This is a genomic window from Chitinophaga varians, from assembly GCF_014529945.1.
GTDB lineage: Bacteria > Bacteroidota > Bacteroidia > Chitinophagales > Chitinophagaceae > Chitinophaga > Chitinophaga varians.
On the sequence record NZ_JACVFB010000002.1, the window covers coordinates 890,039 to 914,641 of the forward strand.

22 protein-coding genes and 1 riboswitch are annotated in these 24,603 nt (G+C 49.6%); of the genes, 4 read left to right on the forward strand and 18 right to left on the reverse strand.

Annotated features, from left to right (window positions below):
* Positions 1 to 7: 7 nt before the first annotated feature.
* The 7 genes from ICL55_RS11505 to ICL55_RS11535 all read right to left on the reverse strand — a co-directional run bounded on the left by ICL55_RS11505 (position 8) and on the right by ICL55_RS11535 (position 11,115).
* Positions 8 to 2,467, reverse strand: a complete 2,460-nt coding sequence (locus ICL55_RS11505; RefSeq protein WP_188097151.1) for a glycoside hydrolase family 31 protein — start codon at positions 2,465 to 2,467, stop codon at positions 8 to 10.
* Positions 2,468 to 2,610: 143 nt separating this feature from the next.
* The gene (locus ICL55_RS11510) at positions 2,611 to 4,161 is read right to left on the reverse strand and encodes a RagB/SusD family nutrient uptake outer membrane protein (RefSeq protein WP_188097153.1); all 1,551 of its coding nucleotides are present in this window, start codon (positions 4,159 to 4,161) and stop codon (positions 2,611 to 2,613) included.
* Positions 4,162 to 4,185: 24 nt separating this feature from the next.
* Positions 4,186 to 7,140 (reverse strand): SusC/RagA family TonB-linked outer membrane protein, encoded by a 2,955-nt coding sequence (locus ICL55_RS11515; protein ID WP_246496221.1) that lies wholly within the window; start codon positions 7,138 to 7,140, stop codon positions 4,186 to 4,188.
* A gap of 370 nt (positions 7,141 to 7,510) precedes the next feature.
* A complete protein-coding gene (locus ICL55_RS11520) occupies positions 7,511 to 9,112 on the reverse strand; it encodes a DUF6377 domain-containing protein (RefSeq protein WP_188097155.1) in 1,602 nt (533 codons plus the stop codon).
* Positions 9,113 to 9,175: 63 nt separating this feature from the next.
* A complete protein-coding gene (locus ICL55_RS11525) occupies positions 9,176 to 9,625 on the reverse strand; it encodes a copper resistance protein NlpE (protein ID WP_188097157.1) in 450 nt (149 codons plus the stop codon).
* Between the two features lie 59 nt (positions 9,626 to 9,684).
* On the reverse strand, positions 9,685 to 10,836 hold the full coding sequence (locus tag ICL55_RS11530; protein WP_188097159.1) for an esterase-like activity of phytase family protein: 1,152 nt from the start codon (positions 10,834 to 10,836) through the stop codon (positions 9,685 to 9,687).
* Between the two features lie 126 nt (positions 10,837 to 10,962).
* The gene (locus tag ICL55_RS11535) at positions 10,963 to 11,115 is read right to left on the reverse strand and encodes a lmo0937 family membrane protein (RefSeq protein ID WP_188097160.1); all 153 of its coding nucleotides are present in this window, start codon (positions 11,113 to 11,115) and stop codon (positions 10,963 to 10,965) included.
* A gap of 254 nt (positions 11,116 to 11,369) precedes the next feature.
* Between ICL55_RS11535 and ICL55_RS11540 the strand changes: the two genes are divergently transcribed.
* Complete coding sequence (locus tag ICL55_RS11540) at positions 11,370 to 11,831, forward strand: ferritin-like domain-containing protein (RefSeq protein WP_188097162.1); 462 nt, start codon at positions 11,370 to 11,372, stop codon at positions 11,829 to 11,831.
* A gap of 245 nt (positions 11,832 to 12,076) precedes the next feature.
* Here ICL55_RS11540 and ICL55_RS11545 read toward each other — a convergent pair whose 3' ends face one another.
* The 8 genes from ICL55_RS11545 to thiS all read right to left on the reverse strand — a co-directional run bounded on the left by ICL55_RS11545 (position 12,077) and on the right by thiS (position 18,268).
* The gene (locus ICL55_RS11545; protein WP_188097164.1) at positions 12,077 to 12,256 is read right to left on the reverse strand and encodes a hypothetical protein; all 180 of its coding nucleotides are present in this window, start codon (positions 12,254 to 12,256) and stop codon (positions 12,077 to 12,079) included.
* A gap of 11 nt (positions 12,257 to 12,267) precedes the next feature.
* Positions 12,268 to 13,374 carry a 2-iminoacetate synthase ThiH gene (gene thiH / locus ICL55_RS11550; RefSeq protein WP_188097166.1) on the reverse strand — a complete coding sequence of 369 codons (1,107 nt, stop codon included), beginning with the start codon at positions 13,372 to 13,374 and terminating at the stop codon, positions 12,268 to 12,270.
* A 14-nt stretch (positions 13,375 to 13,388) separates the two neighbouring features.
* Positions 13,389 to 14,165: a thiazole synthase gene (locus ICL55_RS11555; RefSeq protein WP_188097169.1), complete on the reverse strand. Its 777-nt coding sequence runs from the start codon at positions 14,163 to 14,165 to the stop codon at positions 13,389 to 13,391.
* Positions 14,165 to 14,794, reverse strand: coding sequence for a thiamine phosphate synthase (locus ICL55_RS11560; RefSeq protein ID WP_188097171.1), 630 nt, complete (start codon positions 14,792 to 14,794; stop codon positions 14,165 to 14,167). The genes ICL55_RS11555 and ICL55_RS11560 overlap by 1 nt, the downstream gene beginning before the upstream one ends.
* A complete protein-coding gene (locus tag ICL55_RS11565; protein WP_188097173.1) occupies positions 14,791 to 15,543 on the reverse strand; it encodes a hydroxymethylpyrimidine/phosphomethylpyrimidine kinase in 753 nt (250 codons plus the stop codon). Before ICL55_RS11565 ends, ICL55_RS11560 begins: the two co-directional genes overlap by 4 nt.
* Positions 15,516 to 16,109, reverse strand: a complete 594-nt coding sequence (locus ICL55_RS11570; protein ID WP_188097175.1) for a thiamine phosphate synthase — start codon at positions 16,107 to 16,109, stop codon at positions 15,516 to 15,518. The genes ICL55_RS11565 and ICL55_RS11570 overlap by 28 nt, the downstream gene beginning before the upstream one ends.
* A gap of 12 nt (positions 16,110 to 16,121) precedes the next feature.
* Entirely contained in the window at positions 16,122 to 17,978 is a 1,857-nt protein-coding gene (thiC, locus tag ICL55_RS11575; RefSeq protein ID WP_188097177.1) for a phosphomethylpyrimidine synthase ThiC, read from the reverse strand.
* Between the two features lie 86 nt (positions 17,979 to 18,064).
* Positions 18,065 to 18,268, reverse strand: a complete 204-nt coding sequence (thiS, locus tag ICL55_RS11580; RefSeq protein ID WP_188097179.1) for a sulfur carrier protein ThiS — start codon at positions 18,266 to 18,268, stop codon at positions 18,065 to 18,067.
* 50 nt (positions 18,269 to 18,318) lie between these two features.
* Positions 18,319 to 18,422: riboswitch (TPP riboswitch) on the reverse strand.
* 322 nt (positions 18,423 to 18,744) lie between these two features.
* On the opposite strand from thiS, the gene ICL55_RS11585 reads away from it, so the two are divergent.
* A complete protein-coding gene (locus ICL55_RS11585) occupies positions 18,745 to 19,224 on the forward strand; it encodes a lipocalin-like domain-containing protein (protein ID WP_188097181.1) in 480 nt (159 codons plus the stop codon).
* A gap of 8 nt (positions 19,225 to 19,232) precedes the next feature.
* On the opposite strand, the gene ICL55_RS11590 is transcribed toward ICL55_RS11585, so the two are convergent.
* The 3 genes from ICL55_RS11590 to dnaN all read right to left on the reverse strand — a co-directional run bounded on the left by ICL55_RS11590 (position 19,233) and on the right by dnaN (position 21,809).
* Complete coding sequence (locus tag ICL55_RS11590) at positions 19,233 to 19,484, reverse strand: hypothetical protein (protein ID WP_169223443.1); 252 nt, start codon at positions 19,482 to 19,484, stop codon at positions 19,233 to 19,235.
* Positions 19,485 to 19,521: 37 nt separating this feature from the next.
* On the reverse strand, positions 19,522 to 20,364 hold the full coding sequence (locus tag ICL55_RS11595) for a sterol desaturase family protein (RefSeq protein WP_188097183.1): 843 nt from the start codon (positions 20,362 to 20,364) through the stop codon (positions 19,522 to 19,524).
* 326 nt (positions 20,365 to 20,690) lie between these two features.
* Positions 20,691 to 21,809 (reverse strand): DNA polymerase III subunit beta, encoded by a 1,119-nt coding sequence (dnaN, locus tag ICL55_RS11600; RefSeq protein WP_188097185.1) that lies wholly within the window; start codon positions 21,807 to 21,809, stop codon positions 20,691 to 20,693.
* A 385-nt stretch (positions 21,810 to 22,194) separates the two neighbouring features.
* Between dnaN and ICL55_RS11605 the strand changes: the two genes are divergently transcribed.
* Both ICL55_RS11605 and ICL55_RS11610 read left to right on the forward strand, forming a co-directional pair.
* The gene (locus ICL55_RS11605) at positions 22,195 to 23,454 is read left to right on the forward strand and encodes a pyridoxal phosphate-dependent aminotransferase (RefSeq protein WP_188097187.1); all 1,260 of its coding nucleotides are present in this window, start codon (positions 22,195 to 22,197) and stop codon (positions 23,452 to 23,454) included.
* A gap of 532 nt (positions 23,455 to 23,986) precedes the next feature.
* Positions 23,987 to 24,592, forward strand: coding sequence for a TetR/AcrR family transcriptional regulator (locus tag ICL55_RS11610; RefSeq protein WP_188097189.1), 606 nt, complete (start codon positions 23,987 to 23,989; stop codon positions 24,590 to 24,592).
* Positions 24,593 to 24,603: the final 11 nt, after the last annotated feature.

Consider the following 24,603-nt stretch of genomic DNA (forward strand, 5'->3'; position numbering starts at 1 on the left):
TCTTTTCTCATAAACCCACGTTAAGAAGCTCGTTACTGTTGGCAAAGGTGGCCACTTGTACCGGACAGCTTTCGGCCGGTATAAATGATCCCTGCGGATCAAACCGGGATATGGGTGATAAAAAAGAAAAAGGATTGGCGCTAACAGCGGCAGTGCTACCGTTCACGGTTACACGCTGTTTGCTGTCGAACCCGTGCAATATCAGCTTAATGTGATGAAACTGGCTACTATAGCTGCCCTGCGGCTTTTGCAGCGTCAATGTCTGCTGCGCGGGGTCATAGGTGATCGTTCTTTCGTAGTAATCACCTTTTTCGTACGAGAAGCTTTCGCCGTCATCTTCGTAGTATACGAATGTATTAGGCTGACTGCCTTTATAAAGATGAAGGAAAAGCGTGTCGGCAGGTTTCTCGCGGGTAGACTGCACCAGTGATTGCATGGGCACAATGCTGCTTTCTTTTACATATACCGGTAAGGTTTTGATGTTGAGGGGAGTAATCATGTCTTGTCCGCCTGTAGTGACGGCATCTGTGTAAAGATTATACCATTGTCCTTTCGGAAAATAAATACTGCCGAATTCTTTGGTGCTCTCAAAAGGAGCGATCATATACGCGTCGCCAAACTGGTACTGGTTCTGGAAGCGCGTATCATACACCTGCGGATCGAAGGTGTTTTGAAGCGCCAGGGTGCGCATTACGGGCATGCCTGTACGACTGGCGGTATACATGGTGCTGTAGATATAAGGCAACAGATGATAGCGCAGATTAACATAGTTGCGGGTGATCTCCAGCGCTTCTTCACCGAAGGCCCAGGGTTCTGCGGATTTGGTATTTACACCGGTATGGTTCCTGAAGTAGGGAATGAAGGCGCCGATCTGCATCCAGCGGGTATAAAGACTTACAGAAGGGTTGCCGGTAAAGCCACCTACGTCCATGCCGGTGAAGGGAAAGCCGCTAACGCCCAGACTGTTCAACAGCCGTACGCCCAACAGCATGTGGTCTTCTTCGGCACGGTTGTCGCCGGTCCAGATGGCGCTATAGCGCTGACTGCCGGAGTAGGCTGCCCGCGTGAGCAGGAAGGGGCGCTTCTGCAGCGCTTCGCGGGTGCCTTCATAGCTGGCGCGAACCATTTGCAGCCCGTAGATATTATGTGCCTGTAAATGGGTAGTAGCGTGCCCTTCGTAATCAAAGATCACGTTGTTCGGCATTTTCTGCCCCCAGGTGGCAATTTCGTTCATGTCGTTCCAGATGCCGCTGACACCATCACGGACATACGATTTTACCTGACCTTTCCACCAGCTGCGGCCTTTCTCACTGGTGAAATCCGGAAAGTGGCACCAGCCGGGCCACACCTGACCGGTATAGTTTTGCCCGTCGCTGTATTGGAGGAAGATATTTTCCTTTTTGCCGCTTTCGTACGCGTGATAACCTTCTTCCACTTTAATGCCCGGGTCAACGATAACGGTTACACGAAAACCCATGTCTTTTAAACGACTGGTAAGCTGTGCCGGGTTCGGAAAACGATCCTTATTCCAGGTGAACAGTTTATACGCGTCCATATAGTGGATGTCAAGCGTGATGCCGTCTGCCGGGATTTTCTTCTCACGCAGGGTTTGAGCGACCCGGTATACTTCTGTATCAGGATAGTAGCTGTAGCGGTTCTGTTGATAACCGAGGCTCCACAGGGGTGGTAGTGGCATGCGGCCGGTCAGGCTGGTATAAGACCGGATGATATCTGCCATCTGCGGATGGTAGATAAAATAGTAGTTCATCTCTCCTCCCCTGGCACCGAAGGAAGAGAAGCGATTATTGCTGGCGCCAAAGTTAAAATCGCTCTGATAGCTGTTATCGAAGAAAATGCCGTAGTTCTGATGATGGTGGATACCGATGTAAAAAGGAATCGTGGCATAGATAGGATCGCGGTTGGCGGCGTAGCCAAACACATCGGAGTTCCAGTTCGTATAGCCTTCCCCTTTACGGTCCAGGTTACCGGTTTTTTCACCCAGCCCGATAAACCGCTCGTTTTCCTGCATCTTTTTGTAGGTCGTTACTTCATCGCCTATCCAGGAGGTGCCGAGGCCTGCTTCATCTTCGCTGATCACATCGCCCGAAGGGCTGAAAAAACTAACCGCAAAAGGGGCTTTCTGAATCCGCATTTTCAGGGAATCAGTAACGATCGTGATGTCGCTATTGTTTTGGGTGATTTGTGCTTTCGTGGGCAGCGGCTTTGCTACAACGGCATAAGAGAAATCGGCAGGCAGCGGTTGTTTGTCCATCCTCACCCGGATAACGGACGGGCTGTAAACAGTGACCTCCGCAAAAGCGTTGGTCGTTTTAATTTTTACCTGTTGACCGGAGATGCTGACACTGTTGACATTACCTGCGGGCACCACTTGTGTTTGCGCGTTGAGCGGAAGTTGTATCAGCAGTAATAGCAATAGCGAAAAGGCCGGCAGTGGAATTTTGTTCATGATACGGATGATTTGATGACACAATCCTCCCCCGGACGCCTGGTGAGACCGGGCGTAGCAGCGGGTAACAGGTAAAAAGAGCCGGAGGATTTACCGGGAACAGCACCATTGATGGCGCCATCCCCGGCAATGGAAAATATGGTTTAGTAACCCGGATTTTGTACCAGGTTTTTGTTGACGGCAAGGTCGCTGGTAGGAATGGGGAACAGCAGGTTCCTTGGGTTATCAGCAGGTTTCAGTTGCCATGGCTGCAGGTATTTGCCAAAGCGGATCAGGTCCTGTCTTCTCCAGCCTTCCCAGTAGAGTTCACGTCCTCTTTCGTCCAGCAGGGAGTTTACGTCCAGTGCACCCAGTGCGGTAGCTCCGCGGGCAAGCCGTAGTTCGTTCACCAGTGCCAGTGCCCCGGCGGTGTTACCGGTGCGGAGCTGTGCTTCTGCTTTCATGAGCAGCACGTCTGCATAACGGAAGAAAACGTAGTCGTTGCTGGCTTCGTTGTTGTCTTTGGAATTCTGGGAGGTGTAAAAGTCCGGTACATATTTGATGACACGGATGCCGGTTACTTCCAGATTGGTACCGGATTCTTTGAGCTGCACATCACGGGTGAAGGCCAGCGGGTTGCCTTTACGGTCTTTCAGCGGGTTGTGGTTTACATCGTACTGCTGACCGATAAGGAAACCAACGAGCATACCGCTGGTATCGGTGAGGCCGGTGTAGGCGCCACCTCTCCTTCTGTCGGTTGCTTCGAACTTGTCATAAAAGTCAGAGAGCGTGGTGAAGCCGTTCCAGCCGCTGGGCGTCATGTTGTAGTGAACGGTGAATTTCCAGCGGGCGAAAGTGGCGTTGCCATTGCGTACGGTGCTATATCCGGGACCGTTTTGCTGTGTGAAAATGTTCTCGGTAGATTTCAGATCGTTGTCACGGGCAAAGTTATCGAAGTAGTCGGTGGCCAGTTTGTAAGCGCCGGTAGCTTTGATCTGATCTGCGAGGGTAATGACCTGTTGCATGTCAGCGGCATCGAAGGTGGGCGCTGCCCGGTTGAGAAATGCGCCTTTGTTGAGGTAACATTTCATCAGCAAAGCGCGGGCGGCGTCCTGATTGGCTACGTAGGCAGCAGTTGCCGGACGTGCGCCGAGATCCGGAATGATGGCATTCAGCTCGGAGATAATATAGTCCAGCGCTTCCTGTGCTTTGAGCACTTTAGGTGCGTTCAGCAGGGTGTCTGTAGGGTTCCGGAAAGGTACCTGTCCCCAGAGGTCCAGTACGGTGAACATGGAGAAGGCACGCAGGTAGCGGGCCTGTGCAGCCTGGTTTTTGTCGGGTTTGAAATTGAGAACGTTGCTGGCGCTGAACTGGAGGGTCAGCAGATTGGTAAAGGCACGTTGTATATGGGCATGGTCTGCATTCCAGGTATGTTCGTGCAGGGAGCGCCATACGCCGTTGTCGTCCCAGTCACCGCCGCGGGTAGGACCTACGGTTTCGTCTGTTGTCATCTGGGAGAGGCCCCAGCTGTTATCGAATTCCTGATAAGGCAGCTGCATGTTGTCATAGGCGCCTTTTAACAGGGCCGGTACTTTGATCACAGAGTCGGCATCTTTCCGGGTAATAGTGGAGCCGAGCTGCTCATTGAGTCCGCAGGCCTGAAAACCTACGATGGAAGCGATTACGATAGCGGATCGGAAAATATGTTTAGTCATGATAGCAGTTTTTAGGTGAATGGTTTACAAGGAAAACAGGATGCCGAGCATGACCGTTCTGGCGGTAGGATACGGACCGTATTCAATGCCGAAGGAGGTCACCCCATTCACGTTTTTGTCGGTATTCACTTCAGGATCAAAGCCGCTGTATTTGGTGATCACGAAGAGGTTTTGGCCGGTAGCATATACCGCTGCATTTTTCAGGACACGGCCTACATTACCAACGTTATAGGTGAGTGTCACGTTGTCCAGCTTGAAGAAGTTGCCTTTTTCGAGGTAGCGGGAAGACACGGTGATAGGATTGGAGAGTGCTTCACCATTGCCCAGTATTGATTTGGCGATATTGCGGGAGCCAAGGTTACCGATGGGCAGTACGGTATTAGCGGTATTATTGTATACCTCGTGGCCGAAGGCGCCGTGGCCGCTGGCTGCCAGTACCCATTTTTTGTATACCACTTCGGTGTTGATACCGAGCAGTGTTTTCGGGTTAGGATTGGTGAGGTAATACAGGGTATTGCCATTGTCGGCATAGATAGCCTGGCCTTTATCATCGAAGCCTTCGAACTTACGTACGTAGAAGGTGTTCAACGGATAGCCATTGGCCAGCCTTTGAGCAGTAGCGCCGGAAACACCCTGGCCGCTGATAGCGCCGGTGAGTACAGGAGGTCCGTCGTAGTTTTTCAGTTCGTTATGCAGGAAAGTACCGTTTACGCCTAATGTCCATCTCAGGTCTTTCTTCCGGATGATGTCTCCTTTGAGGGATACTTCCACCCCGTTGTTGATCACATTACCGGGCAGGTTGATCCAGTAAGTGGAGGCCGGCGCCGGCTGGATGGCAGGGAAGCTGAACAGCAGGTTGCTGGTGTTTTTATAGAAGTAGTCCACGCTACCATAGATGAGATTATCAACGAGGCTGAAGTCCACGCCCGCGTTGAACTGTTTGGAGCTCTCCCACTTCAGGTTCGGATTGGCCACGTTGGTGAGGGCGGCGGAGCCGGAGGCACCCAGACCGTATTGTTCCTGGGCGGCGCCGGCAGGGAATTCCTGGTTGCCGGTAGCACCATAACCTACTCTCAGTGCCAGATTGTTGATGGTTTTATTGCCTTTGAGGAAATCTTCGCCGGTGATGTTCCATTTGGCGGCAAAAGACGGGAAGTAGCCGTATTTGTTGTTGGAACCAAATTTACTGGAGCCGTCGGCTCTCAGGGTACCGGTGAGGATGTACTTATCATACAGATTGAAGGTGGCCCTTCCGAAGAATGACTGCAGCTCAGAGCTGGGATTCCGGAAGGAGCTGATATTGGTATTGGCTTGTGAGGGCGCCTGGAGAATGTCGGTATATTTTACGGCATAAGTCGGGAACCCGGTGGCGCCAAGGCCCATACCGGAATAGTCGAATTTCTGGTATTCATGGCCCACTACGGCGTTCAGGTTGAAGGCCGGGTTAAATTGTTTATTGAAGCTCAGGGTGTTGGTCAGCAATTGGGTGGTCAGCTCGGCATTGCCATAGTAGGCCAGCCCTTGTTTCATGATGCCGGGAATGTTGATAAAAGAAGCTACCTGTGTTTCCCTTTTGCCTACCTGATGGTTAACGCTATAAAGTGCACGGTATTCCCAGTTGTCGTTGAATTTATAATAAGGAGAAACGCTGGCGAGGATATAGCTGATGTTTACCTTGTCATCATATGCTGCTGACATGGCTTCCGGATTCACGGCGCTACCCTCACCGAGGATGTTAAATGATCCGTCGGTATTGCGGATAGGCATGGTCGGGTTCCACTGGAGGGCCATGCTGATGAGGCTACCGGTGAAACCGGCATCGTTGGTGATGGGAGCCAGTTGTTCGGTCGTCTGAGCGGCCATGATATTATAGTCGATACCCAGTTTTTTGCTGTCGAGGAATTTATTCTGACCGTTGAGGGTAGCGGTATATTTTTTCAGCCCCGATTTTTTGATGATACCTTCCTGGTCCTGTACACCGAAGGAAGCGCGGTAACGGCTGGTTTCGTTGCCGCCGCTCATCGCCACATTGATATTATGGGTGATGCCGGTACGGAGGATGGATTTCATCCCGTTGGAGCTGCTGCCGTAATCGCCGCCGGACAGGTTATAGGTTTTAAGGGCTGAGCGGTATTCATCGGCATCCAGTACGTCCAGCTGTTTCATGATGCTGCTGGCGCCAACGGAATAGGCCACATCGAGGCGGGCGGGCCCGGGCGTACCTTTTTTGGTGCTGATGATGATAACGCCGTTGGCGCCACGGGAACCATAGATGGCGGTGGCGGAGGCGTCTTTCAGTACGTCCATGGAAGCGATGTCGCTGGAATTGATGAAGTTGAGCGGGTTGGCATCCGGTGTCTGGCCAAGACCGCTTACATTGATAGCGGGCCGTGCTACGCGTCCGTCGAGCGGTACCCCGTCTATCACATAGAGGGGCTGGTTGCCGGACCTTACAGAGGACACGCCCCTGATACGTACGGTAGCGGAAGCACCGGGAGCGCCGCTGTTATTGAGTACCATCAGACCAGATACCTTGCCCTGGATCAGCTGATCAGGGGCACTGGTGATACCACGGTTAAAGTCCGCGGCTTTTACCTGGGAGATGGCGCCGGTAATATCTTTTTTGCGGGTGGTGCCGTAACCAACGACCACTACGTCGGTCAGTGTGGTGTTTTCGGCTACCAGTTTTACATCTACATGCGTTTTGTTGGCGATGCTGACTTCCTGTGCGGTTTGTCCGATAAAGGAAATGATCAGGGTGTTGGCGCTGGGGCCAACGGATACTTTAAAGTTGCCTTCAGGATCAGTGGTGGTTCCGTTTTTAGTGCCTTTGATTTGCACGGAAGCACCTGGAATAGGGGAGCCTTTGTCATCTGTAACTTTACCTGTCACGGTCCTGTTCTGGGCCATGAGCAGACCCTGTAACAACATGAAGCATGTGCACAGGAAAAGATGCCTGAAAAGTCGTGTTTTCATCATAATGTGGATTTTTGAGCAGTGAATGAACTGTTCTGTTTACCGTGGATTTAAAAACTTAGATTCAAATTGGTTGCTGAATGTGGAGGCTGGCTCAACATGCGGAACAACGTGGATTTATAAATTAACTGGTTTACGTGGGCGGCAATGATGCCTTGGTTTATTGGCTTTTTAAATTCAGATTATTGGTTTACGCTTCCTTTTTTGTCAAAGTAAGAAAGCAATGTTCAGGTGAACAACTTATACAGGGTAAATATAGAAAATAAAAGGCTATTTTGAACAGGTTGCGGTCGTATCTTTTTGAAAAACAGGAAATTACAAACAAATATATTTTTTACATATATCGATGGTATTCACCCGTTTTACCCCCTTTTCAGAGGGCTTTAATGGCCATGATCCGGTCTTCAAATTCTTCGTTGGGCACCAAAGAGCGTTTTTTGATTTTGGTTTTATAAGCATAAATGGTGTTGACGGAATATTCCAATATCCGGGCAATTTTTTCATTATCAGTGATGCCTATACGAATGAGGGCAAAAATCCGGATGTCGGTATTTAATAATTCATTTTCCCGAAGGACTACCTGGTTGACTGGTTCAAACAGGTTATTAAATTCTGCCACAAAATGAGGGAATATCTTCAGAAATACCCGGTCAAAAGTAGTGAATAGGTCTTCCCTTTCCTGCCGTATGTTGATATTATTTACAAGATATTTTACCTCACTTGGTTTGTTTTCGGTTAATTTTTGCTCAAGGGTCTGTTTTAGTTTTTCGATCTTACTGATATAGGAAGCATAAATATTAAAACAGTAGCCAACGTATTCTTCTTTTATCTTATTGGCTTCCAGTAATTGATTGTTGATCTCCTGTTGTTTGAGATGGGCAGCGGTGATGATTTCCTGTGCTACTTTCAGTTTACGTACCTGCCTTGTGACCGTAATGGCAAGTATCACTACTGCCACCAGCAACAGTGTTACAATGGAGGCGTAAACGAGCAATGATCTGGTTCTTTCTTCGGCGGTATTGATTCGTTCCTGCTCAATGATGGGCAAAATACTGCTAACCTGCACTTTACGTTGCCTGGCGCCATAAAATACTGCTTCTGCGATGGCCTTTTCAATAAAGTGAGAGGCATTTTTAATATCGCCTTTTTCAAAAAGCAGGGTGGCCAGGGTATACATGGCCATGGTTTCCTTGGTGGAAGATTTAATGTCCGCGATGGCGGAGCGGTACATCAGTTCAATGGCGGTATCTGTCTTGTGGGCATGCAGGTATATATATCCCAGCGTGCAGGCGGCAACGGCCAGCTGCCGGTAGTTGAGCCCCGGCTGGTCCAGGTCAGGGTAACTGGCACGGGCAGCGTTGAGGTTGCCCATCTTATAATATTGCAGCCCTTTGTTGTACTGATACTCGAAAGATGAGGGCGGCAGCAGGTGAAGGGCGGAGTCCATATATATACTACCCTGATGAATATAGGATGGTGAATAATACCGGTCCTGGTTATAATCGGCCAGATCGTAATAGAACCGGCTTTTCATCAGATAATATTGGGAACGGATACTGTCGGGCATGCCGGTGACATCGAGGCTGTTAAGGAAAGCGGATGTTTCGGTGAACATGCCGGAAGATAACAGGATGAAGCCAATTCGGGTGCGGGCATAAGTGAGGCGTAGCGGGTCCTGCATTTCGCCGGCCAGCTTCTCCATCAGCCGGGCATATACAAAAGCGGAATCAAAGTTGAAAACCTTGTACTGTTCGTACAACAGTTGATAGGTATGGTAGCGGGCGCCCGGATCGGCGCTGGTATTGGCAAGGGTACGTCTGATACTGTCGATGCCTTTTATTTTCAGGGCGTCGTACGCAGCTGCATTGTCAATGCTCTTGTTTAACTCCTTCAGCAAGCTGTCCTGTGGAGATTTCCCAAACACATGCACCTGCAACATCAACAAAGCCATCAGGCAGCCTAAGATACGCGTCATAAATTTTGGAATGATAAAGTCACTGGTCCGGACTAAATTTAAGCGACTTTTTTGATATATCCGTTATTCGCTGACGCGTTTGAGGCTGTAGGTCATAGAGGCCGGGATAGCCTGCCTGTCTTTGTCGAGTGGACGAAGCACGTCTCCCGCCCTCCGGTAAAAGCGTTGAAGATTCTGGTCTTTGTCCGGATTGAGTTGTACAATTTCGGCGTCTTTGTCTTCTGCGTCGCCATGCAGCACTTTATAGTTGCCTTCACTGTTAAAAGTCTGGTCTTTTCCGGCCACCCCCTGATAGGTCTCCTTTAGTTTGAAGACCAGCTCTCCGTCAGGCCCGTTTTCTTCGAGGCTGAGGGTAGTGAGAATGCCGCTGCAGTCCGCACAGGGCAATGTGCCGGTATAGGTAATCCAGGCAGGGGCAACAGCGGTGCTGTCGGCATGACCGGCCTGCTGGCCGGAACGGGAATGCTGACAGGCAAAAAGGGCCATTGCTGGTAGTAACAGGAGGTATTTCATAACGATGAATGGTTTTTCCGTATAACAACCAGGCCCGGCATTTAGTTAATGCCTGTAGGTCAGGGAATCAACTCAAAGACAAAAAACTGGCTTTCTTCTGCCGCGGAGAAGTTGTTGTCCGCTACAAATACCAGGCTTTTATGGCCATTGGGTAATACGGGCCCGAAAGTTACTCCTTCAATGTTATCAATATATTTCCCCAGGGAAACGAAATCAAAAAGTAAAGATTTAGTAACGGTCTTCACACCGGTGGCTGTTTTCAGGGAATTGATGTTACTGATGTCTGTAGCGCCCTGGAGGTCCACCAGAAATACTTTGATAGTACAGTCTTTTACGCCGGACGAGAAAGAGCGTTCAATGGACAACAACTGATGATCGGATAATACCAGGATATCAGAGATGCCATTTACTTTAAAAGCGTTGGCGGGAGTCGCCGGAAAGGCTACAGGCTCCAGCCGGTAGGCATATTGCGCCACAGGCTGACGGGTGGTATTGTCATATTTAATGAGCCTTGTAAGCGCGGTGGTATCTCCTACGTCAGCGCGGGGACCATCTTCATAACGTGGTTCTTCCAGGCTGACGATCGTGTGGCGATAGGCTGGCGTAAAACCAAGGCCCTCAAAGGCGCCGTTGCGCCTGGGACCATTTTCGGTAGCCTGCATGCGGAACTGCGTTGGAAGCGCAAAAGAGTCGAGATAATGGCCGTCGATGGATATTTCATATACACCGGGATTGGTGAGGATGGTGTCTTTGGTGTTGACAATCCGCTCCCCTTCGCTGCTCCAGACAAGGCAACCTTTTTTGGCATTGTAACGCAACGCTTCAGGATCGGGGGTAAGGGCGGGATTTACTTTCGCACCGGGGTAAGGAGTGCCGTTCTGTTGCAGCAGCGTAGTCATTCCTGTAAAGCGAACGCTGTCAAACGACTGAGCGGAGAAATACAGTCTGGCGGTATAGAAGCGGGCTGGCGCCAGCTCGGAGCGGTCATCGCAAATCATATAATACTGTTGCCGTGAGGCATCGTAATCTATGCCTGAGAGCCCGCCGGTAACAGTGCCCATAAAAGGCATGTTATGCGGGATGGTCTGCTCTCCGATGAAACGGAGCTTGCCGAAGGTAGTGGTAACGGAATGGGTTGCAGGACGGGTGCTGGCGCAACTGGCGCCAAAAGCCACTGCAACGATGGCCAGCAAAAACCGGGATACTTTCATGACGGCAAATTACGAATTACGGATTACGAATCACGAATTGAGGACCTTCTTTTAAAAGGTTAATTTAGTAACCTTCCCATATGCAGACCCTTCATTCGTAATTCGTAATTCCTAATTCGTAATTATTTATACTGCTCTCCCTCTGATGATGTTAATTAGGATGGCTATAATAGCCAGTATCAGTAAGGCGTGGATCAGGGCTCCGGCAGAGTATACAAAGAACCCAAGAACCCACCCGATGATAAGTATTACGGCGATTAGATACAACAGGTTACTCATGTTTTAAGGATTTGGTTCATCTATTCTGCTAAAAAATATGTGCCAACGCTGATAAAGCCTTTATATACAATATATAGCAGTAAGAACAGGTCCTGCAAAGGTGTGGAATCGATTCCCCCATACGAGAAGAAAAAGGACGGATGAAGGAAAGCCTGATCGTTGAAGTATCTGGTAATAAAGGCCGTGCAAAATGGTCGCATTTTTGGGCTGCTATAGATAGTACTATCTTTTAAATCCTAAAAATTTACCGGATTATGCAACAACAAGAAATAATTGCCGAAGTAATCAGCGACCTCGTCAAGATCAACAACGACAGAATGGAAGGATACCAGCAGTCGATAGATGCTACCGACGATGTGGATCTGAAGGCGCTTTTTCAGCGTATGATCGATGACAGCCGCCGATATGCTTCCCAGCTGTACGATGAGTTGGTGGCGCTGGGCGAGCAGCGGAACTTCGGTACCACAGCTGCCGGAAAGTTATACCGTACGTGGATGGAGATCAAGACGGCTTTTACCGGACATGACCGGCACGCTATTCTTTCTTTTTGTGAATATGGGGAAGATGCGGCGCAACGCGCCTATAGCGCTGCCCTCCGGTCTGACGCACCTATGTCGTACCGCCTTCGGGAATTGATAGCGGACCAACAGAAAGCATTGCGAAATGATCACGATATCATCAAGACATACAGAGATGTGCAACGGATTGTATATTAAAGCTGCAAAAAGATTTTTCCGTGCAGCAAAATGATAACTGTTCATTTTGTTCAAACTGAAGCTAAATACGGTTGTTCAGGAATAGCACTTTATTTTTGGATAGCGGTATTCCAATCATACTTATTTTTATAAGTAATATGGCAACTACGGGATTTTTCGGTACAAGGCTGCTTCACCAAAGAAGCAGCCTTTTTTTATGCCCATCAGGGAACGATGTTTTCAGAACGGTAGTATGGGTTAACCGATCAAAAACCGATGATTTTGTTCACCATTCGCAAAATCTGTTCATTTTGTTCATTCTTAATCCACTGCATTTTTATACCTGCGCTCATCTTATCTTTAAAGGGATTGAGAGAAGTTATTACCCCTTGTAATATTGCTTTTAACCAGCTATGAAAAACAACAAAGGTGGCCACCAGTGCCACCTTCTTTTATGTTAGCCCAATACCTGGTCCCAGTCTTTCCACACCGGTTCATAACCACTTTTTTTCAGCATGGCCGCGATAGCGCCGGCGCTTCGTTCATCAGATATTTCAAATTGCTCGAGCGAATGCTGATCAGCGGCGTACCCGCCCGGATTGGTCCGTGATCCGGCACTCATGCTGGTAATGCCAAGCCGGATAATATGATCTCTGAACGATTCCCGCTCCCGTGTGGAAATACTGAGTTCCACTTCCTGATTAAAGAGGCGGTAAGCGCAGATGAGTTGTACCAGCTCGCGGTCATTCATTTCCACCTTGGGTTCCAGTCCGCCGGAGAAAGGGCGCAAACGTGGGAAGGAGATACTGTACCGCGTTTGCCAGTATTTTTTTTCAAGATACTGAAGATGAAGGGCGGTAAAAAAACTGTCCGTGCGCCAGTCTTCAAGGCCAATTAACACCCCCAGCCCCATTTTGTGAATGCCCGCGCGGCCCAGCCTGTCGGGCGTTTCCAGCCGGTATTGAAACGATGATTTGCGTCCTTTAGGATGATGTTTTTTGTAATCTTCCTGATGGTAGGTTTCCTGATATACCAGTACGGCATGTAGCCCCAGCGGTATCAGGGCGGCGTAATCTGCCTCGTCCATCGGTTGCACTTCCATGGAGATGTGGGAGAAATGCGGCCTTAACAGCTGCAACGTTTTTTGGAAGTAGTCCAGGCCTACCAGCTGATGGGCTTCTCCGGTGACGAGCAGCACGTGGTCGTATCCCATGGCTTTGATCACGGCTGTTTCCTGTAATATCTCTGCTGCGCTGAGGGTTTTGCGCCTGATTTTGTTGTCCAGGCTAAACCCGCAGTAGGTGCAGATGTTCTGGCATTCATTGGAGAGATACATCGGAATGTATAACTGCATGGTATTACCGAAGCGTTGCAATGTGCGTTGATGGCTCATTTCCGCCATCGGCTGCAGATAAGCGGCTGCCGCGGGTGAAATGAGGGCGGCAAAATCATCGAGGGTACGGCGCTGGTTATGCAGGGCCTGTTCCACATCTGCTGCTGTTTTAGCATAGATGCCTGCTTTTACTTCCTCCCACTGATATTGCTCAAAAATGTCTTTAAACATGATCGCTGTTTTGATTAAGCTTCATCGAGAAAAGCCACCAGCGGGCTGGAGGCGATAGCGTGGGTGCTGGTAGGCGCCAGTCCGGCTTCATAGGCCATGCGACCGGCTTCTACGCCTGCTTTGAAGGCTGCGGCCATTTTTACCGGGTCTTTGGCGACTGCCAGCGCAGTGTTCACGAGAACGGCGTCAGCCCCCATCTCCATGGCCATGGCGGCATGAGAAGGAGTGCCGATGCCTGCGTCTACCACTACGGGCACATTACTTTGTGCGATGATGATTTCGAGGAAATCGGCGGTACGAAGCCCCTTGTTGCTGCCAATGGGAGAGCCAAGCGGCATAACGGCCGCGGTGCCCACGTCTTCGAGCCTTTTACACAGCACCGGGTCTGCATGTATATAGGGAAGTACCACGAAGCCCAGCTTTACCAGCTCTGTGGCGGCCAGCAGGGTTTCTACCGGATCGGGCATCAGATAGCGGGGATCCGGATGTATTTCCAGTTTTATCCAGTTGGTTTCGAGCGCCTCGCGCGCGAGCTGGGCGGCGTAAACGGCCTCTTTGGCGGTGCGTACGCCAGAGGTGTTGGGCAGCAGCTGTATATGTGGATGATGAAGATGCCGCAACAGGTCATCTGCCTGCTGTTGCAGGTCTACCCGCTTCAGGGCAACGGTCACCAGCTCACTCCCGGAGGCCAGCAGGGCTTCTTCCATCAACGGAGCGGAGGCAAATTTGCCGGTACCGGTAAACAGACGGGAGGTAAATGTCCTGCCTGCGATGGTTAGTGGTTGTGTCATCACTGCTTGTTTAAAAGTTCATAAATATGTTGTACCAGCGACCGCTGTCCGGCTGCCTGTGTAATAAGCCCGCTCACGGCTATTCCATGAATGCCTGTCTCTATAATGGCGGGGATGTCTGTTGCCACAATGCCGCCAATGGCTACTACCGGTGTGGTGACCTGTTGTTCACGCAGCGCGGTCATAATAGCCTGATAACCTTCGATGCCGAGGATAGGGCTCAGGTTTTGTTTGGTGGTGGTGAAACGGAAAGGCCCCAAACCCACATAGCTGGCGCCGTTTTTCACGTGCGTGAGTATGTCGGAAAGCGTATTGGCGGTACCGCCCACTATTTTGTCCGGGCCTACGATGGCCCTGGCAGCGGCCACGGTCATGTCCTGCAGGCCTACGTGTACGCCCGCTGCGTTAACAGCTACGGCTATATGAGGGTAGTCGTTGATGATCAGCGACGCGTTGTACCGGTCGCAGATGGCTTTGGCGGCTGAAGCTACCGGCAGCACATTTTCGTGCGTTTCATTTTTAATGCGTAGTTGTACCAGTTGACAGCCGGCGTCACAGGCCGCCCGGATGTTGTCGAGGTGGCTGCGCTGGTCTGTTTGCTGAGAGATATAATGCAGTTTGTTGATCATGTGTAATGATATCCGGTTAGTGAAGGATGACTGGATAATAAATTTTCCGTATAGGCTTTGGCGTTAGCACAAGCATCAGGCAACGAATGGCCCAGCGCAAGATTGGCCGTGATGGCGGCAGACAGCACGCAGCCTGATCCGTGTTTGGGATACACCTGTTGTTTTCCGGCAGGGAACCGGTGTTCTTCGCTGCCGTTGTACAGGGTATCCTCGCCGGGACGGACGTGATGATGGCCTCCTTTGAGCAATACGGCGCAATAGGCGGAGAGGTGCTTCGCCGCCGCATCGCCATCATCGAGGCCTGTCAACAGCATGGCTTCGTGATAGTTGGGCGTGATCAGATACAGCTCGGGCAGCAACTTCTGCCATACCTGCCGCGGGATACTACTGTGAAAGGCATGTCCCGCGGAGGCTTTCAGCACCGGGTCCACGATGATGCGGATACCGGGTGACAGAAATTTAATGGTGCGTACCAGTTCCAGGAGGGATTGCACATCTGCCATGATGCCGATTTTACAGTAGGTGATCGTTTCGGTGGCCAGCAAAGGCCTCGCCTGTGCAAGGATGCGCGGTAGCGACAGCCAGTCCACCGAAATGAAGTCGCTGGCGGTTTGTATGGTTAGCGCCGTGCATATGCCGAGGCCGTATACGCGGTGTTGCTCAAAAGTTTTGATATCTGCCAGCAGGCCTGCTCCCCCGCTGGGGTCAAGGCCTGCGAGGCTCATGACGACTGGTCGTTGCTGTTCCATCGTTGTTGTATGCGCTGATAAAGTGTGACTGCTTTTTCGGGCTGTTGCCAGATGGCGCCTAACAAGGCGGCGCCATCGAAATGCCAGGCTTTCAGCTGATGAATGTTGGAGGCATCTACACCACCCAGTGCCAGTATGCGTTTCCCCTGCTTGTTGGGCAACGGCTGCGCAAAACGGCCGTGATAGCCGGTTTTGGAGATGCTGTTGAACACAGGGCTGAGTAGCAACACGTTAAACGTTGACGGCATCGTGGCGATGGCAGCAGTATCATGTATACCGGTGCTGCAAAGCGGAAAACGTTGCAACGTGCGGGTATCGGTACTGCAGCGTTTTTTTTCGCTGAGATGCAGGCCTCCCACCGCAAACCGGCTGCTTACTCCGGCATGGTCCCGAACGATGATACGCGGGTGCCATTCCGGCGCTATTTTCTCCAGAAAGGACAGATAGTCGGCTGTTTGCCAGGAGGGTTTGCGCAGCAGCAGGTGGCTGGCCCCTGCCTGTAGCAGATCGGCGACGATCTGCTCTTCTTCGTGTATGCGTTCGGGTGAGGTGATGACCCAAATCATCGGTAGCTGTTTTTATTGATAGATTTCGCCACCCTGTTCTGCGAATGACCGGGCCTTTTCCTGCATGCCTGTTTCGAGGGCCGCCGCATCGTCCAGCCCTTCTCTGGTGGCGAAATCCCGTACCTCCTGCGTGATTTTCATGGAGCAGAAGTTGGGGCCGCACATAGAGCAGAAGTGGGCGATTTTGGCTCCTTCTGCCGGCAACGTTTCGTCATGGAAAGAGCGGGCTGTTTCCGGGTCCAGGGAGAGGTTGAACTGGTCTTCCCAGCGGAATTCGAAGCGGGCCTTGCTGAGGGCATTGTCGCGATGTTGTGCGCCGGGATGGCCTTTGGCGAGGTCGGCGGCGTGGGCGGCTATTTTATACGTGATCACGCCTTGCCGCACATCTTCTTTGTTAGGCAGCCCGAGGTGTTCTTTCGGGGTAACATAACACAGCATGGCGGTGCCGAACCAGCCGATCATGGCCGCGCCGATACCGGAGGTGATGTGATCATAGCCGGGAGCGATGTCGGTGGTGAGGGGGCCGAGCGTGTAGAACGGCGCTTCATGGCAGTGTTCCAGCTGTTTGTCCATGTTTTCTTTGATCAGGTGCATGGGCACATGTCCGGGGCCTTCAATCATCACCTGTATATGATGTTTCCAGGCAATTTTAGTGAGCTCACCCAGTGTTTCCAGTTCTGCAAACTGTGCCGCGTCGTTGGCGTCAGCGATGCTGCCGGGACGAAGACCGTCGCCGAGAGAGAAGGAAACGTCGTATGCCTTCATAATCTCGCAGATATCTTCGAAGTGCGTGTAGAGGAAGTTTTCCTTGTGATGCGCGAGGCACCATTTGGCCATGATGGAGCCGCCGCGGGATACGATACCGGTTGTTCGTTTAGCCGTGAGCGGTATATAGCGGAGCAGTACGCCGGCGTGGATCGTGAAGTAGTCCACCCCTTGTTCTGCCTGTTCTATCAGCGTGTCCCGGAAGATTTCCCAGGTAAGGTCTTCCGCTTTGCCATTTACTTTTTCGAGTGCCTGGTAGATGGGGACAGTCCCAATGGGCACGGGCGAGTTACGGATAATCCATTCTCTTGTTTCGTGGATGTTTTTACCGGTGCTGAGGTCCATGATGGTGTCTGCGCCCCAGCGGCAGGACCATACCGCTTTTTCCACTTCTTCCTCGATGCTGGAGGTGACCGCGGAGTTGCCGATGTTGGCGTTGATTTTCACGAGGAAGTTGCGGCCGATGATCATGGGCTCACTTTCCGGGTGATTGATGTTGGCCGGGATGATGGCTCTTCCGGCGGCAATTTCCTGCCGTACAAATTCCGGTGTGATATGCTTTTTAGGCATATTGGCGCCCATGCTGTTGCCGGGGTGCTGATGCCAGAGGGGGCTGTTTTCCTGATAGTATTTCTCCGCATATTGATTTTCGCGGATGGCGATGTACTCCATCTCCGGCGTGATGATGCCTTGTTGTGCGTAGTACAACTGGGTCACATTTTGGCCGGGCAGCGCGCGCAGTGGTTGGGCAGTGATGCTCATACCGGGCATATTATCGCCTTTCTGTTGTAGCTGCCGTACGTAGGGACTGGTATATTGTGGGAGCTGTTCCACGTCTCCCCTGCCGACTATCCAGGATTCGCGCAGTCTGGGCAGGCCACGGGTCACGTCTATATCGATGGAAGGATCGGTGTAAGGGCCGCTGGTATCATATACCACTACCGGTTCGTTGGGAACAGCGTCGCCTTTGCGGCCGTGCATACGTGTGTCCGTCAGCGTTATTTTTCGCATGGCGACTTTTACAGGGTGGATAGTCCCGCTGACATATATTTTTTCTGAGGCGGGAAAGGGCGTGCGGCTGATGGCCACTGGTTGTTTTTGCATGAGAGAGGATTTTGTGGACATGGGAATACCGTTTCGTTATGATGTATAACGTAAATGGCTAAACGAATTAAGGTAGTATGAACGAACTATCCGCCCTGTGTGGCGCGGATGATCGTAATACTGTCTGATGGCTGCAATGGCTGGTCATTCCAGGCGTTCCGGGGAACTACCTGGTCGTTGACCGCAATAGCAATACCTTTTTGGGCGGAGAGTTGAATAAACTGTAGGAGCGCAGCAATAGTTATTCCTTGCTGCACCGCATAAAGTTTATTGTTTACAAGCACTTCCATGCGTGTTGGAATTTAAGTGAAACAATAAACTTTAAGGATGTGGAAGATGAGAAAGTTCAGTTACTTTTCCCTACGGCAGTATGAGCTGCTTCAGGTACTGAGGGTATCATCTCAGCTTATCCCGGGTACGGGATAAACACCCCTAAAGTGAGGGGTAAAAGTAGGAAAAAAATAATAATTGTATCATGATATTTTTACGGATGGGAAATTTCAGTTCGCTGTCAGATTTCCCGACAGGATAACTGCCGTTTTTTTTATTATAACGGAAACGTATATACGTTATAACAAGATTATAAAGAATAGATAACAGATATCCGGGCGGTCCAAAGCAGAGGCCCAAATAATTATTATTCTTCGCTTTTATCAGCCTATAAAATCAAAAAATCGTAAATCAAAAAATCCCTAAATGGTATAGCCTGATTGTGCTGTGGCAAAAAATATCTTCCGCATATACCGGTAATTCGTAATTTAGTTTCATGTTAATAAAACAGTTACCGTCACTATTGCCATTATTATTGTTATTGGTAGCGTGTAAGTCAAAGAAAGCAACTGTGCCGGAAGAGGCGGCGCACGACAGCAGTCTGATAGTGGTTACAGACAGCAGCAATGCCGGCGTTACCGACAGCATCGCTGCTGTAACTGATACGCTGCGGGTAGACACAGCTAAGCTCATAGGGAAATGGATACAGCCCGTAGCGGGACTGGATAAGGAGATGCAGGGGTTTCAGCTGCGCAGGAACGGTACTGCAAAATCTATCAACATGTATACGCTGGTATATGAAAAATGGGCCTTGAACAATGACACGTTGTTTTTATGGAGCCATTCGGAAGGCGTAAAAGATACGGCTGCCGTTGTTGATACCACCATTATCAGGGAGTTGTCCGACACATCGCTGGTACTGTTTCCGTTGAAGGCAGCGGAAGGGTATACAGACCGGTATCGTCGGAGCCACTGACCATGTCTTTAGTTGTACAGTTGCCAGAGTCCTACCAGGCAGGCTACTACAGCCATAAAGATGCCGGCAGCTGCGAGCTGCATATCATCAATATTTTTCCTGCCGATATAAAGGGATACGAGGCCGATCACACCTGCGGCGGCGCCGGATGCTACGGCATAGGTGGGCGTTTTGGTAGCAAAAGCAAATGCTGCTGAAAGAACGCCGATGACCAATGCTGCGATGCAGGCCGTTTTTGTGAGTGTTGTTGAGTGTTGCATATATTACGGATTTAATAAACAGGTAAATCAATACGCGCTACAGGTTACTGCTCACTCCACTTATCTTATCATTTTTAGCTACAGTAGTTTGTTCCCAGGGCACTTTCAATAGCGGCCCTACTTCCTGATAGCGGTTATCCCGGTATTCGTCCAGTCCGTACCGGATGGAGGTGGTGTCCGGAATAAAAATAAAAGTGCCGAAAATGCGGTCCCAGATCGAGAAGATGTTGGCATAATTGGAATCCGTTTCCGGCTGGTGGTGGCTGTGGTGTACTTTATGCATATCAGGGGAAACGATGATCCAGCTGAGGACATTATCGAGCCGTTTAGGCAGTCTGATGTTGGCGTGGTTAAATTGTGACATAAACGCAGAAAGTGATTGATAAAACATCACCATCCAGATGGGTATGCCCATAGTAAGGATGGCCAGTAAAAGCGCACCCACGCGGAAGAGGCTTTCCACCGGGTGATGACGTAACGCCGTAGTGGCGTCTATTTGTGTATCGATATGATGTATTTTATGGAACTGCCACATCCACCCGATTTTATGTTGCACCAGGTGAATGAGGTAAGCGCCTATCAGGTCCAGCATCAGGATGGCCAGCAGTGCATGCAGCCATAGCGGTAGTTGCAGCCAGTATAGGAGCCCGAAACGGGCATGGCTGGTCCATTGGGAAGCCTTTACGATCAGGAACGCAAAACCCGTGTTCACGATCACAGTGGTGAGGGTGAAAAACAGGTTGGTACCGGCATGTCGGTATTTGCTGCCACGGAAGATAAAACGGGGAAAGAAACCCTCGATGATCCATAACAACAGCAGTCCGCCTACCAAAATGGCAGTACGGTAATAAGACGGAATATTTTCAAAAAACGTTACCATAACTGGTAAAAGATATATCCGGGAATGTGTGTTCTCTGCTTTCTGAAATATCAAGGTTTTCCGGCCAGGCCAACAATGTCAAACGGGTGGATAGGTGGGGCGTAATAAAGTAAATCGGTAACTGTTTCTATTTTCCTATAAGCTATTTTTTCCTGTTTACCCCGGTTAAAAATTACGACTTTTTGGGCAATAAATAAGCGCTCTTTTCCGCCACAGGCAAAGAAAAAAGCAACCTCTTTGGTAGAGATTGCTTTATATATAAACTTTTAGCTATAAGCATATGGCTTTTAGTGTAGCCGTTCACTTTAGCAGGCTGAAAACGGGTATTAGTTGTTCAGCATGAGTGGCATTACCAGCATGAGCAGGTCTTCATTTTCCTCTTTTTCGGAAGGTTTCAGGATGCCGGCTTTGGTAGCGGTGGCCAGTTCGATGGTCACTTCATCCCCTTCAGCGGCATTCAGCATTTCGATGAGGAACTTGGCGTTGAAAGCGATCTGCATATCGTCGCCGGTATACTGACAGCTCATACGCTCGTTACCTTCAAAGGAGAAGTCAACGTCCTGTGCAGACAGTTGCAGTTCGCTGCCGGTAATATTCAGGGCTACCTGATTGGTGCTTTTGTTAGCGAATACGCCTACACGTTTCAGTGCGTTCTGGAAATCGCTTTTTACCACGGTGAGGCGGTAAGGGTTGTCTTTAGGAATGACCACTTTATAGTCAGGGAAACGGGCATCAATGAGGCGGCAGATCATCTGGGCGCCTTCGTGCTGCACGAAGAAGTGGTTCTGGCTATAAGAAACCCTGATTTCAGAATCGTTGTCGGGCAGCGCGGATTTCAGCAGGTTCAGCGGCTTCTTCGGCACGATGAAGGTGTCTGCCTGCGGGCATTTCGCGTCTGTTCTTACATATTTCACCAGGCGGTGAGCATCTGTCGCAACAAAAGTGAGGCTTTCCGTGCCGAGTTCAAAGAACACGCCGGTCATCGCCGGACGGAGGTCGTCGTTACTAACGGCAAAGAGCGTTTTGTTGATAGCTGTTACCAGTGCTGTAGAGCGCATCGTAAAGGATGTCGTGTCATCAGCAGCCGGTTCTTTGGGGAAGTTTTCCGGATTTTCTCCCATCACTTTGTACTTACCATTGTCGGAAGTGATTTCTACGGCGTAGGAATTCAGATCGATGTGGAAAGTCAGTGGCTGGTCGGGCAGATTTTTCAGGGAATCCATCAAAATTTTAGCCGGGATACAGATCCGTCCGTTCTCTTTGGCTTCCACCTCCAGCTTCACCCGCATAACGGTTTCAAGATCAGTTGCAACTACGGTCAGCTCATTTTTATCAATCAGGAACAGGAAATCCTCCAGTATGGGTAATACTGTGTTGGAATTGATAACACCGCTGATCTGTTGTAATTGTTTTAATAAAGTAGAGGAAGAAACAATAAATTTCATGGTCTATATTAGTTTGCTTGTCATTCTTAGTTGCCGGGGAGTTGTGCCCTCCTGCCTGTCTGTTCACATGGCACCCCTGATAAAAGGTGTAAATGTACTGTAAACAAAGATAGAAAGTTTTGTTATTCCCCTTAATTTCATCACATCTTATACACTAAATATAAGCGGTTTTACACAGGCTGAGGCGAAACAAAATCACATTTAAAAATTATATAATGCTATATAAAAAGCAGGAATGATGCATTTCGATTAGATGAAAGGCAATAATTGGCCGTTGTTATTGATGATTGTAAAAAGAATATTGCCTTTCTTTTAAATTATCTTCAAATCGGTTACTTTTGCCGCGCTGAAAAAATATTCTAAAACCAATAAAAAATAGCAGGTTATGAAACTGTCTCATTTAGCCGAAACATTGATTGGATCAGAAATCATCAAGTTAGCAGCTGAAGTCAAGGAGAAACAGGCCAAGGGCGAGAAGATCTACAACTTCACCATCGGCGATTTTGATCCGAAGGTGTTCCCTATCCCGGTTGAATTTGAACAGGAAATCATAACTGCCTATAAGGAACACCTGACCAACTATCCGCCGGCAGATGGTATCGCCGATCTGAGAAAAGCGGTGGGTGATTTTATAGCAGAGCGTGAGGGACTGACCTACGATCCGGCCAAAGAAATCGTGATCTCCTGCGGTGGCCGCCCCATTATCTACGCTACTTTCCGCACGATCGTTGACCGTGGCGAAAAAATCGTATATGCTACCCCTTCCTGGAACAACAACCACTACACCCACTTCCTGGAAGCGGAGCACGTAGTGCTGGAAACCAAAGCGGAAAACGATTTTATGCCTACTGCTGCTGAACTGAAGCCGCTGCTGAAAGGGGCTACCCTCCTGGCGCTGTGTTCTCCACAGAACCCTACCGGTACCGCTTTCCACAAACAACAACTGGAAGAGATCTGCGACCTGGTGATCGCTGAAAACAAAAGCAGGGTTGCCAACGAAAAACCACTCTACATCATGTTCGACCAGATGTACTGGGTGCTCACCTTCGGCGAAACACATCACTACAATCCCGTTCAGCTGCGTCCTGAACTGAAAGAATACACCATCTTCATCGACGGTATGAGTAAGGCTTTTGCCGCCACCGGCGTAAGAGTAGGCTGGGCCCTCGGTCCTGCCCATGTGATCGGCAAAATGAAAGCCATCCTCTCTCACGTTGGCGCCTGGAGCCCCATGGCAGAACAAAAAGCAGCTGCCCGCTACCTCGTACAGAAAGAGAATGTGGATAAATACCTCCAGCATTTTAAAGGTGAAATCGAAGAGAGACTGGTAAAAATCTATGAAGGTTTTGACAGCCTGAAAAAAGCCGGCCACCCGGTGGAAGCCATCGCTCCGCAGGCTGCCATCTATCTCACCGTAAAACTGGACCTGACAGGCAAAACCGCTGCTGATGGCACCGTGCTGCAAGATCAGGCTGCCGTTACCTCCTACATCCTCAACGAAGCGAAGCTGGCACTGGTGCCGTTCTACGCTTTCGGCGCGGCTAAAAACTCGCCATGGTACCGCCTCAGCGTGGGTACCTGCGTGAAACAGGAAATTCCTGAAATGTTTGAAAAACTGAAAGCCGCACTGGAAAAATTGAAATAGGAGTATTTAGGCATTTAGTCATTGGCTTATTTTATTATTTAATTCTTATATGCTTTGAGGGCCGACCGATATGGTTGGCCCTGTTTTTTTCCCGTCCCGGGACGGAAGCCCCGGGCTATGATTTTTTTAGCTGCGTTTGTTGGTTATATGAGGTGTTGGCCCCGAAAATCCCAGCAGGCCTCAGGGTTTTCTCCATACCCGAAAGATTTGCGCATCACTTCGCCCGAAGGGCTAATAACAATCCTGTGGATAAGTGATGAAGTACAATAGAATGGTGACAACTGATATCAGCTCTCCTGTACATGATAATTTTATGAAACGGAAAAGGTGGTGAAATCCTCCCTGGTAAACAATTTTCATCTTCGCCCCTATCTCCCCTGATCAGGAGGGTCAGTCCTCTTCCTCTCCCTTAAATTTGACTTTTTGACTTTTGTCATCAAAAAGTTAAATGCCTGTTAAAACGACCGGCGCCTCTTCTATATTGAAAAAACTTCCTAATTTTGACCTTGAAACTAAAAAAGTCAAAAAGTTAATGCATACAGAGAATAAAGACGAAATGAGGGATAAGATCCTTGAGGCGGCTCTGAAGCGTTTTACTCATTATGGCGCAGGTAAGACCACGATGAATGAGATCGCGGATGATCTTCATTGCTCCAAGGCATCCCTGTATTATTACTTTCCGGACAAAAAGGCGATGCATTTGGCCGTGCTGGAGAAAATAGCGGAGATCTATTTTGCAGAGATGCATAAGGTCGCCACTAACATTACATCGGCGGCGAAAGCTTTACACGACATCATTGATGTTAAAAAAGGATTCATCAGTAAATTCTGCCGGCTGGAGATCTTTAAAATACAGAAAGACGGTCCTACTGTTTTTCAGGAAGGCGTGAAAAGAGCCAAACAGATTGAAATAGGGCTAACGACTCAGGTGATCAAAGCGGGTGTGGCTTCCGGCGAATTTAAAGTAGACAATCCGGAACAAACAGCCGACCTATTGGTACAAGCCATTGTTGGGCTTCGGTTTTCCGTACCCGACCACTTTTCCAACGACGAAGAACTGGACGAAAAAACATTTGAACTGGTAATAGAGAAACAGAAATTGTTAGTGGACTTTTTCATTAACGCGATGAAAGCATAAAGAAAAAAGAT

Excerpts from the sequence above, each read along its gene's own strand:
- ICL55_RS11560 (WP_188097171.1), bottom strand. The coding sequence starts at position 14,794 with ATGATCAACAAACTGCATTATATCTCTCAGCAAACAGACCAGCGCAGC.
- ICL55_RS11605 (WP_188097187.1), top strand. The coding sequence starts at position 22,195 with ATGAAACTGTCTCATTTAGCCGAAACATTGATTGGATCAGAAATCATC.
- dnaN (WP_188097185.1), bottom strand. The coding sequence starts at position 21,809 with ATGAAATTTATTGTTTCTTCCTCTACTTTATTAAAACAATTACAACAG.
- thiC (WP_188097177.1), bottom strand. The coding sequence starts at position 17,978 with ATGCAAAAACAACCAGTGGCCATCAGCCGCACGCCCTTTCCCGCCTCA.
- ICL55_RS11525 (WP_188097157.1), bottom strand. The coding sequence starts at position 9,625 with ATGAAATACCTCCTGTTACTACCAGCAATGGCCCTTTTTGCCTGTCAG.
- ICL55_RS11570 (WP_188097175.1), bottom strand. The coding sequence starts at position 16,109 with ATGATTTGGGTCATCACCTCACCCGAACGCATACACGAAGAAGAGCAG.
- ICL55_RS11540 (WP_188097162.1), top strand. The coding sequence starts at position 11,370 with ATGCAACAACAAGAAATAATTGCCGAAGTAATCAGCGACCTCGTCAAG.
- ICL55_RS11530 (WP_188097159.1), bottom strand. The coding sequence starts at position 10,836 with ATGAAAGTATCCCGGTTTTTGCTGGCCATCGTTGCAGTGGCTTTTGGC.
- thiH (WP_188097166.1), bottom strand. The coding sequence starts at position 13,374 with ATGTTTAAAGACATTTTTGAGCAATATCAGTGGGAGGAAGTAAAAGCA.
- ICL55_RS11505 (WP_188097151.1), bottom strand. The coding sequence starts at position 2,467 with ATGAACAAAATTCCACTGCCGGCCTTTTCGCTATTGCTATTACTGCTG.
- ICL55_RS11555 (WP_188097169.1), bottom strand. The coding sequence starts at position 14,165 with ATGACACAACCACTAACCATCGCAGGCAGGACATTTACCTCCCGTCTG.
- ICL55_RS11520 (WP_188097155.1), bottom strand. The coding sequence starts at position 9,112 with ATGACGCGTATCTTAGGCTGCCTGATGGCTTTGTTGATGTTGCAGGTG.
- ICL55_RS11610 (WP_188097189.1), top strand. The coding sequence starts at position 23,987 with ATGCATACAGAGAATAAAGACGAAATGAGGGATAAGATCCTTGAGGCG.
- ICL55_RS11535 (WP_188097160.1), bottom strand. The coding sequence starts at position 11,115 with ATGAGTAACCTGTTGTATCTAATCGCCGTAATACTTATCATCGGGTGG.
- ICL55_RS11515 (WP_246496221.1), bottom strand. The coding sequence starts at position 7,140 with ATGATGAAAACACGACTTTTCAGGCATCTTTTCCTGTGCACATGCTTC.
- ICL55_RS11510 (WP_188097153.1), bottom strand. The coding sequence starts at position 4,161 with ATGACTAAACATATTTTCCGATCCGCTATCGTAATCGCTTCCATCGTA.
- ICL55_RS11565 (WP_188097173.1), bottom strand. The coding sequence starts at position 15,543 with ATGGAACAGCAACGACCAGTCGTCATGAGCCTCGCAGGCCTTGACCCC.
- ICL55_RS11585 (WP_188097181.1), top strand. The coding sequence starts at position 18,745 with ATGTTAATAAAACAGTTACCGTCACTATTGCCATTATTATTGTTATTG.
- ICL55_RS11595 (WP_188097183.1), bottom strand. The coding sequence starts at position 20,364 with ATGGTAACGTTTTTTGAAAATATTCCGTCTTATTACCGTACTGCCATT.
- thiS (WP_188097179.1), bottom strand. The coding sequence starts at position 18,268 with ATGGAAGTGCTTGTAAACAATAAACTTTATGCGGTGCAGCAAGGAATA.
- ICL55_RS11590 (WP_169223443.1), bottom strand. The coding sequence starts at position 19,484 with ATGCAACACTCAACAACACTCACAAAAACGGCCTGCATCGCAGCATTG.